Consider the following 14,525-nt stretch of genomic DNA (forward strand, 5'->3'; position numbering starts at 1 on the left):
CCGTTCCGCCTCAGGGTCCCTCACCCGGGGGATGATCTGTTTCGGAAATCTGCGACAACTCGACCTGCGTGACACCCTCCCCGGGTGCAAACACGAAGTCCCCGTCCGCCGGTTGCGCCGCGGTGTCCCAGCTCAGCTCCGCGCGATACCCGGGCAGCCCGGCGTCCGTGGCATCAACCATCACCACCTTGCACGGCAGATGGTCATCGTCGGCCCACACCTCCCATGACACTCCTGCCTCCGCATAGGCGTAGTGCTCGCATTCCCGTCCACGGACCATGCCCCTGCCCGCGTAGCTCGCCCGGGTGACCGAAGACATCGGGCCGTCCGGTACGCCCCACGCGAACAGGTCGACGACCGGCAGCTCGATCCCCTTCCTTGCCCGCACCTGCTCGAGCAACGTCCTGATTGTTCCGGGCGCCTCAATGCGCGCGTACACGCGCTGGAGGGGCGCGTAGACCGTGATCGTCTGGCCGTCGTAGAACACCTGGCGATCCACTCCCTTGCCCTGGATCCTGGCGACAAGGTGGCTCGGTGCCTTCACGGAGTAGTGGACGGTGCCCGAGAAGTCGCGGTACTTCCCGCCCCCGACCGCAGCCCTGGTGGACACGTCCATCGCCAACGCATAGCTGTCCAGCCCGCGCAGCTCGGCTCCGATGTCTTCCAGCGCCTCGGTCGCCTCCTCCGCAAGCGCGGGTCGGGGCCGGGGTTCCACGGCAAACGCGAAGCAGCTTCCGCCTGCCAGCGCGAGCGCGATGATGATCCTGCAACCGGCTTTCATGATTCCATCTCCTTTTCCGTAATGCGGTACAACGGTTCACGCAGATCGCAACGCATCAGAACGGTCGACCGACCTCGAGGAACAGCACGCCGCCGCCATGCTCGCGCCAGCCGACGCCGAACAGCATCGGGCCCAGCCATGAATCGAATCCGGTGTACACGCTCGCGTTGAGGATGCCGTCGTCGAAGGCCATGTCTTCGCGGCGCTCCCAGGCATTGCCGTACTCGATCGTGGCGCCCACCTGTGCGGAGCGCCCGAAGAGCTCGGCCAGCTGGTAGGTGTAACCCACGAGCAGCAGCGCATAGTGCTGGCCGGTCAGCTCGTTGAACCTGAAGCCAGCCAGCCGCGCACGACCTCCCAGCCGGTACCTGCTCTGCACCGGCAGCGTGCCCGACGTAGTGATGTGGTACCGGGCGCCAAGCTGCACCGCGTGATTGCCGAAGCTCCTGGCGCCGAGGGCATCCAGGTCGAACTGGTCGAACTCGACATCGCTTCCCAGCCAGTCCCGGGACACGGTGTAGCCCAGCAGGCCGTAGTAGCCGCTGCGGGGGAAGAACAGGCTGTCGAGCCTGTCGATCGTGATCGTGGCGAACAGCTCGCCCTGTTCGAAGTCGAACTCATCGAGCAGTGGATCGCCGACTTCGACGGTGGCCCGCCCGGTCGCGCGCCGCACCCCGATGCCCGCCGCGCCAACATTGCCGAACTCGCGTGCCGCCCGCAGCTCGAGACCGACCACGCGCACGTCATAGGTGGCGACGTTCTCTCCAGCGGTGTTGAACACATGGATGTTCGGGTTGTCGTAGCCCAGCCGGGCGTACAGCAGGTTGCGGTTGGCCACATCCAAGGGGTGGTAGTACTCGCCTTCCAGCCCCGGCTCGCTGCCGATGGTGGCCGCGATGCGCCCCTCGGCGCCCAGCCGCGAGAGCGGCGAGAACAGCACCGCCATCCGCAGGTTGCTTTCGAACGCGCCCTCGAAGTCGGTATTGAGGGTGAGGCCGAGCTGCAGGTAGTTGGGGCCATGCGGCTTGGGCCGGGCCCGCAGCAGCACGCCCGTGCGGCCATCCTCGCGCACGACTTCGTAGGTGATGCTGGACAGCGTGCCCAGGCCGTACGCCCGGAGCAGCCTGGCCTCGATCCGTGCGCTGTCCAGCGGTTCGCCGATCGGGATCGGCACCTGCGCCAGCAGCAGTTCATCGGCATAGCCGGTTTCGTTCTCCAGCCGCACGAACTCGACCACCGGCGCACCCGCAGCGAACCGCGGACGTGCTTCCAGTGACGCGGCATGCAGCCCGGCTGGCACCGACAGGCCCGTCAGCTCATCCCGTGATGCCTCGGCGGCCTGCGCCCCGATCTCCAGCGCCTCGCGCGCCTTGGTGAAGTCGCCGGTTGCGACCACGTCGCCCAGCTGGGGCAGCACCAGCACGTCCGACTCGCGAAGCTCCGCCAGCTGCCGCCCGGTATTGCCGGTGGTCATCATCCCGGTGATCTGCGACACCACCTCGAGCAGGCTCGCATCGCGGTCCAGCTGCGCCAGCGGCGTCCCGACATCGACCGCGATGACGACGTCGGCACCCATCGCGCGCACGACATCCACCGGCACCTGGTTGACCAGGCCGCCATCCAGCAGGACCCGCCCATCGATCTCGACCGGCTGGAACACGCCCGGCAGCGACATGCTCGCGCGCATCGCCATCGCCAGGCTGCCATGGTCGAGCACGACGGGCTGGCCGGTGTTGAGGTCGGTCGCCACCGCGCGATACGGGATCGGCAGGAGATCAAAATCGTCGACCGCGCTGACCCCGAGCGTAGCGTTCTCGAACATCGCGAGGATGCGTTCGCCCTGCAGCAAGCCCGGCGACACCCGGATGCCGCCCCGGCCAATGCCCACGCCGACCGTGGTGAGCCCGTCGCGATCATCCTGCTTGCGCCGGAACGACCGCTCCGGCCGTGCCAGGGAGTCGTCGAACAGGCGCTTCCAGTCGGTGGAGACGACCAGTTCTTCCATCTCGTCCACCGACATGCCGGATGCATAGAGCCCGCCGACCAGCGCGCCCATGCTGGTGCCGGCCACGCAGTCGATCGGGATATGCAGTTCCTCGATCACGCGCAACACGCTGATATGGGCGATGCCGCGCGCGCCGCCGCCGCCAAGCGCCAGGCCGATGCGGGGACGCGTATCGCCGTCGATGCGCGCACCGCAGGAATGGCCGGCGGCCGCGGTCGCGACCGGGGCGGATTGCGCGAACGCCGCGCCGGCGCTTGCCAGCGAAAGCAGCATGGCGACCTGCAGCACCCGCATCGTGGCGTTTCCTGGCGACATGGCCCGGGCCGCTGCCCTTTTTGCCGACGGTCAGGGCGTCACGACCACGTACACGACGTCGTCGCCCTGCATCTGCTGCTGGTAGTAATAGCCGCCACAGTAGTAGTACGGCGTCGCATAGGTGTGGACGATCGGGCAGCCGGACGGCACCGCGGCGTACATCGAACCGACTGCGATCGCCGTTCCAACCGCGGCGCCCACCGCGATGCCGGCAGCAACCGGATAGCGCACCCCGTTGCCCCAGCCGTACCCACCGTCGACATCGATGTTCACGTCACCGCGGTCAATATTGACGTCGCCGGTATTGACGCGGTTTCCTGTATTTGTACGGTCGCCGGTATTGACACGATTGCCGGCGTTGGCACGGTCGCCTGTACTGGCCCGGTTGCCGCTGCCACTCATCCGGTTGCCCGCGCTGGCCCGGTTGCCCGCGGACATGCTGCCTCCACCCCGGCTGGCACTGCCCCGGTTGGCACCGCCCCGGTTGGCCGCACCCATGGAGGCGCCGCTCACCGAACTGCGCGCCATCGAGCGACCGCCCCCACCTCCGCCGCCGCGGCGAGCGGATGCGTCCTCGGGGATGAGCATGGCCACCGTCCCGAACAGGAAAACCGCGGCAAGCAGGGCCGTGCGCAAAGTAGTGCGTGGCGTTGCGAGCGTTCTGCCCGGCGTGCGCTGGATGTTCATTTGTCACCTCCATCGGCGACCAGCTTGGTGTTGTACGGGATCTTGGTGGCGCCCGGGGGCGGCACGAACGTGAACGACTTCGCGTCCATGCGCGGCTTGGTGTCCCACTGCAGGATCGCCTCGTACTGCGGATCACCGACTTCGTAACGGGTGGTGATGAGCAACTTCCGTGGCAGTGCCTGCGCGCCTTTCTCCACCCACAGCTGCCAGTCGACGTTGGGCTGCCGGAACGCCAGATGGTCGGTCAACACGCCATCCACCACGCTGTCTCCGACCAACAGGCCGACCCGGACGTCTTCGGTAAGGTCGCCGGCTTTGCCGTGGTACAGCATGTCGATCAGCGGCATCTCGACTCCGGCATCCAGCAGCACGCGGACGAGTTCGCCCAAGGTGGCTGGGGCTGCGGTCTCGGCGTATACGTTCAGGTCGGGCACCAACATGCTCACTTGCGCGCCGTCGTAGACATAGGTGCGATTCTTGATGTCGCCCGCGACTTCAATCCGCATCCGGGTGGGTGCATCCACCCACATGCGCGCCGATTCGTTGTGCTGCAGTTTGTAGCCGAACGGCAACACTTCATCGCGGGTGATGTGCGCGGTCACCGCATATCGCTTCAAGCCATCGAAGGTGGCGGCCATCCGGTCCAGCACCGCCTGGGCATCCGGCGAGATGACGGAATCGAACTCGAGTGACGCCGTTTCATCGGTATCGATTGCGGCATCGACCTCGGCGTCAGCGGCATCCTGGGCCGATGCGGGCATCAGGCCGGCCGCGGCCAGCAACAGGCCACCCATGGCGATCCGTAGCCAGTGGCGATAGGGATTGGAAGTAGCCATGAACGTTTTCTCCGTTGATGGGCGCATCGCGCAAGGCGGACCCGCACTGCGCACCGCGATTCCAGCACTTCCGCCCCCCGGACGAAATTGCCCCAAGGGGCAATTCGCGCTTCGGGTCCGATTCGTAGCCTGCCTCGGCGAGCTTCTGCAGCTGCTCGGCCGTAGGCGCGCCCTGCGCGACGGCTTCCGTTGTTGCCAGCGCTTTGAAATGACGGGTGCGGAACACCCACAACTGCCGCCTCCCTGGTCCTGGGCGCCCGCTCATTTCTTTGGATAAAGGAGCGTGAAGGTGAACCGCAGGCCCCACTCGGCCCCGGTGTCGGGTGCCTCCATGTAGTAGCGAACTCCGCCCTGCCAACTCACCATTTGCTGACCGATGCGACCGACCTGGCTGTAGCCGATGTTGAGCGGCACCGTCCACTGCGCGTTCTTCCAGTCGTAGGTGGATTCGATCGCGACCGATACGGTGCGACCCTTGCCCAGACTCTTGGCCATGAAGGGCTGCAGGTAGGTGGCGCTGATGCCGGCTCGATCGCTGTCTCCCGCGAACGACCACAGATGATTCGCCAGCGCGCCGTACGTCCAGCCGGATCGGGTCTGCCTGAGCGCGACCGCCGTGGGACCGGCGCCCCATTTCTCGCCGCCGAGGAGGTCATCCGTCGCGGTCGGAACCAGCAACGCGGGACCCACGCCCCAGGTCCACCCCCCTTCGGTCAAGGCTTTGGGCGAGAAGAACAGGCTCTGCAAGGTATCGCCGAGGCCGAACTGGCTGCCTGCGCCGGGAAACACGTCCTGCTGGTAGACGACCGGCAGGATCGTCCGCGAAATCATGTTCCAGCGCTCGCCGATCGTGACCGGGATCACCGGCTGCACGTTGAGCGTGAACTTGTCGCCATCGTCCAGCGGACCGATGCCATCGTCGTAGTTGAGTTGCATCGGCACGCTGGTGAGGCTTGCGATGGGATTCGACAACTGCCTGGCAAGCTCGTCGGCGTTCTGGGCCCATGCCGCCGCCGGCGCCGCCACCAGCAGCGCCAACACCAAGATCGAACGATTGCGCGGCTCGTACATGACGGTCTCCCGACGGCTGCTAGTTGACGCTATAGCCCCGGCCCTGCATGCAGGCGCCGTACGCGCGGTAATAGGTATCGAGCTGTTGCGACTGCTGCGCCTCCGCCTGTTGCGCATGCGTCGCCTGGTTGATGCGCGCGCGGCGTCCGCCTGCCAGCGCGCCGATGGCGGCGCCCGTGCCGGCATCGTCGCTGACGACCTCCCCGAGCACGGCGCCGCGCGCCGCGCCGCGGATGCGCTCTCCCTGCGGTCCCTTGGGTGCGGTCGGCGTGCCGGCCACGGCTGTCGGATCGATGCCGGTGTCCTGCTTCGCCCAGGCCAGGCACTGGCTGTCGTCCTGGCCCTGCTGTTCGGCACTCTGTCCCTTGCCGGGATAGGCGCTTGGTTTCTGTGCCCATGCCGATGCCACGCATGCGGACAGGGCGACGGCGACCATGATGCGGATCAGCTTGCGCATTGCGTTCTCCTGCTCAGAACATGAACCCGTAGCCGACCATCGGCCCGTTCAAGGTGATCTCGGTGGAGCTGTCTCCGGTCTCGAATTCGGCCGAGAGGTAGCGGTAGCCGAACAGCCACGCGCCATGCTTCATCCGGTACGTCCCCACCACACTGGCGTTCCAGGTGCCCTCGGTGTCGCCGAAGGAACCGTCTCCGCGCAATGTCACGCCCCAGCGATCGGAAAGTGCCCACGTGTAGCGCGCGCCGACCATGAGGTCGCTGAAGGAATCGCCGCCGTCGAAGGTCGTCGATTCGAACTGCGGATTCTCCGGGTCGAACCGCACGGTCAGGTCGACGTCGATGTAACGCAGGCCGGCGAACAGGTCCCATCCCCGGTAGCGGCCTTCACCAGGGCTCCATACGGCCGCCAGTTCGAACAGGCGCGTATCCAGGTCGGCTTCCGTGTGGAAGCGGGGGTGGTCGTTGCTGTCCGCCAAGCCGAGGAACGTGAAGTCCGTGAACATGCCGAGATGTTCGCCCTGCCCTTCCACGTGGAGCTGGAAGGCGCCGTCGATCTTGTCGACGATATCGTCGAAGCCGGTATCGTTGCTGATGCCGCCCGCAGGCGGCACGCCCCTCTCCAGATCGGTGCCGATGCTCACGGCCCATCCGTACGGCGCCACCATCCACTCCCAACCGCCACCGTCGGCCGCTTGTGCCAGGGGCGAAAGACCGGCGACACACAGCGCGGTTCCGAGCGCCGCACGTCGCAGGTCCCTGCCCTTGGTTGGTGAGGTCTTCATCAGTGCATTCATCGCAACTCTCCTTCGGAAGGGATTCGAACGCGGCAACCGCACGCTTCCACCGGACATCACAGCAGCACCTGGACCAGGCGACGCAGCAGCTCCGGCAACGAGAACACCGTGAACACCAGTGGCAGGAACGGAAGCACGATGGCGGCCAGTACCTGGATCACCACGCGGGTGTCGAAGGGCATCGGGCGCATGCCGCGCACGATGTCGTAGCTACCCGCAAGGTCGGCGAGGGATTGGATGTCCGCACTGCCAAGAAGCGCTTCGTCGCGCGGCGCCTCGCCTTGAAGCCATTTGCGGTCGAATTCGTGCACATAGGAGGAGGCCAGTCCGCCGTAGCCGCTCAGCGCCGTCCGCCGCGTTTCGATGAGGCGCATCGTGAACAGGGACAAGGGCAGCAGGACCACCACCAGCAGCGTCACCGCGAGGGCCACCAGCTCGATGCGGAAGTCGAGCACGTTGCGGCCGTCGAACAGCACACGGCTGGCAATGAATCCGGACACGGTGATGGCTTGTGCGAGCAGCAGCGGCACGAAGCCGGCCACGCTGTCCTGCAGGAAGCCGAGCCCGCCTGCGCGGTCGGGATGGGCTGGCGTGAGATGCAAGGGCAGCCGCGACACCTGCCACAGGAAACGTCCCCAGATGTACAGGCGGAAGTAGAGGCGCAGGATCATGAACTGCGACAGCGGCACGCTCGCATGCACGAACCACCAGCCCGCACGCGTCAGGTCGACCCGCCCGGCCTGGACGTTGGCGTACCAGGTGCTGGCCGGAAGCGCAGGGGCGTAATGCCATGCCAACGGTGCCGCGACGAACACGATGGCCAGGATCGCGAACTCGACCAGCGCGGAATCACGCAGGCGAACCGCCGAGGCGACAGCCTCCTCGAAACGCGGCACGACATCCGCCGACACGACCTGGCTTCGCCGGAACTGTGCAACGACTTCGGCAAGTCGCCGGTGGAGGATCACGTCCGCGAACAGCAGCAAGGGCAATGCCACCAAGAAGCGTGCATAGGCTTCGACGTCCGACAGGAACGGAATCGTGACGCCAGACACTGCGCTGCCTTCCGCGATGCTGAGCAGAAGCAGCGGCAGCCACGCGAGCGCGACGATCGCCAGCATGCGGCGACGCAGGAGTCTCAGCGGCGGCCGGGCGAGGCGCATCTTGAGCAGCAGTCGATACAGCGGCCCTCCCAGCACGAGCGAGAAGTCCTCGGTGCCGATGGACGCTGCCGGGTGTCGCTCGCCGGCCCTGCGCTCCATCTCAGAGTACGCCCGCGATCTTGATCGCCAGCGAGGCCCGGGCGGCGTCCATGTCGGCCATGAAGGTCGCATCCGAATGGAGGTGGGAGGCAGCCGGCGACGGCCGTCGTGCGCAGGACGTGGACACCCGAGCCGGCAGGGGGCCATCCTTCGCCGACCTGGTCTCGGCCCTGGCTCTGTTCTGATCGCCAACAACGAGGAGACTCATCGCGCCCTCCTGCTTCATCACCCGGGCACAGACAGTCCCGCTACTGCCGAGCCATCGCCACGCGCATGGCTTCCTCCGGCGACACGAGGTGATCGGAGTCTTCCGCAGCCTCCGCGATGGCCAGCTGGACGCCCCTGACGGTGCCGTTGAACTCGTTGTCCTGCGGGCCGAAGTCGGGCGAAACCGAAGCCCCGGTGTCACAGCCGACATCGAGGCCATCATCGGCCGAGAACACCATCGGGGCCGTCGCCTCGACCTGGCCCTTTCCTACCTGCTTGCCGTCGATAAGGAGGGTGACCGCCCCGCCCTTGCCAAGTCCCCCGCCTGCATAGGCGAACTCCATGCGGACCTGATGGGATCCGGCCGGGATCGCACTGTCGGACTCGGCAAAGAAGTGCTTTACGCCGATCAGGTTGTAGCAGTACTTGAGCTTTCCCTCTTTGGCATAAAGCGCCCAGCCACCGATATTGCCGCCTTGCGCGATGATCACGCCGTGCGCGCCGCCATCCGGCACATCGATCTCCGCTGTCACCGAGTGCGACTTGTTCTTGATGCTGATGACGGAGTTCTCCGAAAGCCGTCCCATGCCGCCGAAGAGGATCTGCGTATTGCCGCGAATGAGGACGGGGCGGCCTGCCAGGTCGGAGTTGAAGCGTTCAGCGGCGCGATCGTCGAGCGGCAGTACGTTGTAGCGCGTCGCCTCGATCAGCCAGAGCCGCTGCAGGTCGCGCAGCTTGTCCGGCTTTTTCTCCGCGAGATCACGCGACTGGCTCCAATCCGTGCTGGTGTCGTAGAGCTCCCACGTGTCGTCGTCGAACGCCGGAATCTTGTCGCCGACCAGGAGCCACGGCGTCTTGTGCCGCGTCACGGCCGTCCAGCCCTTGTGGTAGATGCCGCGGTTGCCGAACATTTCGAAATACTGGGTCTCGCGGCGTTCGGCGGCCTTTGCGTCATTCATTGAGTACACCATGCTGACGCCTTCGATCGGCGCCTGCTGGATGCCGTCAACCAACACCGGATGCGGCAGGCCCGCCGCCTCCAGGATGGTTGGGGCGACGTCGATGACGTGATGGAACTGCGAGCGGATCTCGCCCTTGCCCTTGATCCCCGTCGGCCAACTCACGATCGTGCCGTTGCGGGTGCCGCCCCAGTGGGACGCGACCTGCTTCGTCCACTGATAGGGCGTGTTCATCGCATGCGCCCAACCAACGGCATAGTGGTTGTAAGACTCCGGCCCGCCCAGCTTGTCGAGCCGTTCCATCAGGAACTCGGGAGTCTCCAGCGCTGCCAAGCCGTTGAAGTTGGCCATCTCATTGTAGGCGCCGATCAATGTACCCTCGGCCGACGCACCGTTGTCGCCGATGATGTAATAGATCAGCGTGTCGTTGCTCAGGTCCAGCTTGTCGAGCGTGTCGAAGAGGCGGCCGACATGATGGTCGGCGTATTCGAGGAAGCCTGCATACACCTCCATCTGGCGCCGGAGCACGGGCTTCATCTCCTCGGGCATGGTGTCCCAGGCGGGGATCTGCTCGTGCCGCGGGGTAAGCGCACAGTCCTCGGGAATGACGCCGAGCTTCTTCTGCCGCGCATAGGTCTCTTCGCGCAGCTTGTCCCAGCCCTGGTCGAACTTGCCCTTGTACTTGTCGGCCCATTCCTTCGGCACGTGGTGCGGCGCGTGGGTCGCGCCGGGCGCGAAATAGATGAAGAACGGCTTGTCAGGCATCAGCGCCTTCTGTTGGCCGATCCAGCCGATCGCCTTGTCGGTCATGTCCTCCATGAAGTGATAGCCCTCTTCGGGTGTCTTCTTCACCTCGATCGGCGTGGTGCCCTCGTAGAGCGACGGATACCACTGATGGGCCTCGCCACCGATGAAGCCGTAGAAGTACTCGAACCCGCCGCCACCCGTGGGCCACGCAGTGAACGGGCCGGCCGGGCTGGTTTCCCACACCGGCACTTCATGGCATTTGCCGAACTGTGCAGTGGCGTAGCCGTTGAGCTTCAGCGTCTTCGCCAGCGGAGCCATGGTGTTTGGCAGAACCGATGAATAGCCAGGAGAGCCGGTGGCGGCCTCGGTGATGCAGCCCATGCCGACCGAGTGATGATTGCGACCGGTGAGCAGGGCCTGGCGCGTCGGCGAGCAGAGCGCCGTCGTGTGGAAGCGGTTGTACTTCAGGCCCCGCGCCGCGAGGCGCTCGGCATTCGGCGTGTTGCAAGGTCCGCCAAACGCGCTTGTGGAGCCGAAGCCTGCATCATCGATCAGGATCACCAGCACGTTGGGCGCGCCCTTGGGCGGGCGCAACTGCTCGATCGGCGGGAATTTTGTATCCGGGTCCTTCGCGTCATAGGTGATCAGGCCTATGCGGGGAGATGAGGGAATGGGCAAAACAGTTCGAGCCATCTTTTCGTCGGACATCGCCATATTCCTTCCTGATCGCGTTCATTGATTCTGCGGCGCGGAAAAGAGTGGCCTCAATTGGACCTAGGGCCTAATTCGAGTGTCGGCCGATGGGCGTGGATGCAGCTCAGGCCCAGGATGTCGGCCGGACACATGGCCGGCCGGAGCGGTGCAGCGGGATGCTATCGGCCGAGGGGGATGGCCAACGTCACCCACGCGTTCCAGCCCGATGGACGATTCCTTGCATCGAACTCGTAGATGCCTTTGGCGTTGACGTAGCCTTTGTGTGCGCCCAAGGGGAAGAAGTACCCCACTTGCGGCCCGATGCCTGAGACTCGGGACTTGAAATCGCCGAGCACCGCCCCGGCGCCGCTGTCGCCGGTGACTTGTCGATAGAAGTAGCCGCCCAGCCCGACATGCGTTGTCTCGGACAGGAACTGCGACGCCGCCCAGTCCAGATGCGCGCTGACGCCGTTCTGGTAGCCCGTGTCCGGGTTCTCCCAGTTGTGGGTCACGCCAACTGCGGCCGAGAACTCGCGCCCCTTGGTCGAATTCAGGTAGGTGTAGCCACCACCCACATCGACCGACCAGTGGTTGCTGCCGAGATTGGCAAGGCGATCGGCCCGATAGGATCCGACCGGCACACCCGCCATCGTGTAGACCATGTTGTTGTGGTTGCCATGGTTCCATTTCAGCGACGCTGACGGATAAAGATCGCCTACGCCCTGGAGCGAATCGCGCAAGCCGCCTGTAAACGTATTGCCGAGCGGCCCCTGGAGCATGGCGGTCGTCTCGACATCGACACGTCCCACGTACCCGGCAATGGAAAACGCGGCCTGCCCGCCAGCGACCGGTGTCTTTACTACGAAAGTCGGCGCGAGGAGCAACAGGTCGACTCGTACATCGAGACCAGCGGCGATTCGCCCGCCGCGGGGAAACGACTGCGCGGCGTCGGCATCGGTAGTGGCGTGGTAATAGACCATGCCGAGCGACCAACCCGGGTCGCCAGGTGCCGCCACGAAACTGGCGAATTGCCCCGGCATCCAGAAGCTCACGCCGCCCTCATCGGCGAGGACAGCTGGCGTTGCGGCGAGGCCGGCCCAGGCAACCGCCAACGTGAGCCAGCTCCGAGGATTCATCACGACCTCCTTCGGCCGGAGCTCTCAGTAACATTGTTCATCACCGCGTCGACGTTGAATCCCATTTCGTGCCGCTGCATGACCACGCCTGCGGGCACTGGGCCGGCCAGCCACCAAAAGTCCTCACGATCCAGTTCTTCCCGGCCATCAACTCGACCGCCGGCAGTTCTTACTGCCGCGCCATCGCCAGCGTGAAGCGCTCCTCCGGCGAGATCAGGTGGTCGTTATCGTCCTTCTCCAAGTCGATCTGCACCCAGTTGACCTGACCGGAGAACCGGTTGCCCGTTGCCTCGTAGTCCGAAGACACGGGTGCGCCGGCATCCTCGCCGAGGTCGCAGGTCTCTGTGCCGAACGCCATCGGCACGGTCTGGTCGACACGGCCTTCGCCGTCTTTCTTGCCGTCCACGTACAGCGACACGGTGCCGCCCTTGGCAGTGCCGCCGCCGTCGTACTTGAACTCCATGCGGACCTGGTGCTTCCCTTCAGGAATGGGCTGCGTGCCCTCGGCAAAGTACTGATTGATGCCGAAGAAGTTGTAGGAGTGCTTCAACTTGCCGTTCTTGGCGTAGAAGCTCCAGCCGCCCGTCATGCCGCCCATGGCGACGATGACGCCTTCGGCGCCGGATTTCGGCACCTCGATCTCCGCGGTCAACGAGTACGACTTATTGTGGGTAGCGACGATCGAACCTTCGCTCAACCGGTTCATGCCGCCATACAGCAGCTGCGTGTTGCCCTTGATGAGCTGGGGCCGGCCGGCGAGGTCCGGGTTGAAGCGCTCGAACAGGCGCTCGTCGAGCGGGAGCACGTTGTACTTGACCGCTTCGATCAGGAACAGCCGCTGCAGCTCGTACAGCTTCTCCGGATTGTCCTTGGCCAGGTCCTTCGACTGGCTCCAGTCGGTATTGGTGTCATACAGCTCCCAGATATCCTGATCGAAGGTACGGTCGTAGAAGCCTACCCAAGGGATGCCATGCCGGGTCACGGCGGTCCAACCCCTGTGGTAGATACCCCGGTTGCCGAACATCTCGAAGTACTGTGTTTCGCGTTGCTCCGCCGCCTTGGCGTCATTGAACGCGTACAGCATGCTGGTGCCCTCGATCGGCGCTTGTTGCACGCTGTTGACGATCATCGGAGCAGGTATCCCTGCCGCCTCGAGCACCGTCGGCGCGATGTCGATCACGTGATGAAACTGCGTGCGGACCTCGCCCTTGGCCTTGATACCGTTTGGCCAGTGGACGATGGTGCCGTTGCGGGTGCCGCCGAAGTGGGACGCCACCTGCTTGGTCCATTGCAAAGGCGTGTTCATCGCATGCGCCCAACCCACCGCGTAGTGGTTCGAGGCTTCCGGCCCGCCGAAGTCGTCGATCTTGCTCATCAGGAACTCAGGCGTTTCCAGCGTACCCATGCCGTTGAGCACGGCGATTTCGTTGAAGCAGCCATTCGGCGTCCCCTCTGCTGAAGCGCCGTTGTCGCCGATGATGTAGTAGATCAGCGTGTCGTCGAGGATCTCCAGGTCCTTCAGGGAATCGAGCAGGCGGCCAACATGATGGTCGGTATGCTCGAGGAACGCCGCATAGATCTCCATCTCGCGCCTGAGGATCGGCTTGAGCGCCTCCGGCATCTCATCGAAGGCGGGAATCTCGGCGGGCCGCTCGGTGAGGACAGCATCAGCGGGAATCACGCCCAGCTTCTTCTGCCACGCGAACGTCTCCTCGCGCTGCCGGTCCCATCCGCCGTCGAATTTTCCCTTGTACCTGTCGATCCAATCCTTCGGCACGTGATGCGGCGCGTGGGTCGCGCCAGGTGCGAAATAGATGAAGAACGGCTTGTCGGGCATCAGCGACTTCTGCTGGTGGATCCAGGCGATCGCCTTGTTCGTCATGTCCTCGGTGAAGTGGTAGCCCTCTTCGGGTGTCTTGCCCGGATTTATCGGCGTCGTACCTTCATAGAGGCCTGGATAGTACTGGTCGGTTTCTCCGCCGATGAAGCCGTAGAAGTACTCGAACCCGCCGCCGCCGGAGGGCCATTGGTCGAAGGGGCCCATCGCGCTCGTCTGCCAGACCGGCACCTCGTGGCACTTGCCGAACTGCGCCGTCGAATAGCCGTTGAGCTTGAGCGTCATGGCCAGCGGCGCCTTGTTCTTCGGCAGCACTGACGAGTAGCCCGGAGCCGAGGTCGCGATTTCACAGATGCCACCCATGCTCACCGAATGGTGGTTGCGCCCGGTCAGCAACGCCTGGCGCGTCGGCGAGCAGAGCGCGGTGGTGTGAAAGCGATTGAACTTCAGTCCGTTCTTCGCCAATCGCTCGGCAGCCGGCGTGTGGCAAGGTCCGCCGAACGCGCTCGATGCGCCAAACCCCACGTCGTCAATCAGGATGACCAGCACATTGGGCGCGCCCTTCGGCGGACGCAGTTGCTCGATCTTCGGATACTTCGCGTCCGGGTCTTTGGCGTCATACGTGGTCACACCCACGTGCTGGAGGTCCGGGATGGGCAGGATGCTGCGTTGGATGTCATTTTTTTGGGTGGACATGGGTATCTCCTTGGGAGCACAGAAGAGCAGTTCCGGGTCA

At 65.0% G+C, this 14,525-nt stretch carries 11 protein-coding genes; all 11 read right to left on the reverse strand.

Annotated features, from left to right (window positions below):
• Nucleotides 1-10 precede the first annotated feature (10 nt).
• Nucleotides 11-781: a DUF2092 domain-containing protein gene (locus ACW5F0_RS06905; RefSeq protein WP_456965700.1), complete on the reverse strand. Its 771-nt coding sequence runs from the start codon at nt 779-781 to the stop codon at nt 11-13.
• Between the two features lie 55 nt (nt 782-836).
• The gene (locus ACW5F0_RS06910) at nt 837-3,101 is read right to left on the reverse strand and encodes a patatin-like phospholipase family protein (RefSeq protein WP_456999357.1); all 2,265 of its coding nucleotides are present in this window, start codon (nt 3,099-3,101) and stop codon (nt 837-839) included.
• 30 nt (nt 3,102-3,131) lie between these two features.
• On the reverse strand, nt 3,132-3,788 hold the full coding sequence (locus ACW5F0_RS06915; protein ID WP_456999358.1) for a hypothetical protein: 657 nt from the start codon (nt 3,786-3,788) through the stop codon (nt 3,132-3,134).
• Nucleotides 3,785-4,678 carry a DUF2092 domain-containing protein gene (locus tag ACW5F0_RS06920; protein WP_456999360.1) on the reverse strand — a complete coding sequence of 298 codons (894 nt, stop codon included), beginning with the start codon at nt 4,676-4,678 and terminating at the stop codon, nt 3,785-3,787. The genes ACW5F0_RS06915 and ACW5F0_RS06920 overlap by 4 nt, the downstream gene beginning before the upstream one ends.
• A gap of 207 nt (nt 4,679-4,885) precedes the next feature.
• Nucleotides 4,886-5,695, reverse strand: coding sequence for a transporter (locus ACW5F0_RS06925; protein WP_456999361.1), 810 nt, complete (start codon nt 5,693-5,695; stop codon nt 4,886-4,888).
• 19 nt (nt 5,696-5,714) lie between these two features.
• The gene (locus ACW5F0_RS06930; protein WP_456999362.1) at nt 5,715-6,152 is read right to left on the reverse strand and encodes a hypothetical protein; all 438 of its coding nucleotides are present in this window, start codon (nt 6,150-6,152) and stop codon (nt 5,715-5,717) included.
• A 13-nt stretch (nt 6,153-6,165) separates the two neighbouring features.
• Entirely contained in the window at nt 6,166-6,948 is a 783-nt protein-coding gene (locus ACW5F0_RS06935; protein ID WP_456965694.1) for a hypothetical protein, read from the reverse strand.
• A gap of 56 nt (nt 6,949-7,004) precedes the next feature.
• Nucleotides 7,005-8,210 carry a hypothetical protein gene (locus ACW5F0_RS06940; RefSeq protein ID WP_456965693.1) on the reverse strand — a complete coding sequence of 402 codons (1,206 nt, stop codon included), beginning with the start codon at nt 8,208-8,210 and terminating at the stop codon, nt 7,005-7,007.
• Nucleotides 8,211-8,458: 248 nt separating this feature from the next.
• Nucleotides 8,459-10,831: an arylsulfatase gene (locus tag ACW5F0_RS06945; protein WP_456999363.1), complete on the reverse strand. Its 2,373-nt coding sequence runs from the start codon at nt 10,829-10,831 to the stop codon at nt 8,459-8,461.
• Between the two features lie 164 nt (nt 10,832-10,995).
• Nucleotides 10,996-11,952 carry a SphA family protein gene (locus ACW5F0_RS06950; RefSeq protein ID WP_456999364.1) on the reverse strand — a complete coding sequence of 319 codons (957 nt, stop codon included), beginning with the start codon at nt 11,950-11,952 and terminating at the stop codon, nt 10,996-10,998.
• 169 nt (nt 11,953-12,121) lie between these two features.
• Nucleotides 12,122-14,485: an arylsulfatase gene (locus ACW5F0_RS06955; protein ID WP_456999365.1), complete on the reverse strand. Its 2,364-nt coding sequence runs from the start codon at nt 14,483-14,485 to the stop codon at nt 12,122-12,124.
• Nucleotides 14,486-14,525: the final 40 nt, after the last annotated feature.

The sequence above is a fragment of the Luteimonas sp. A534 genome (assembly GCF_054072805.1).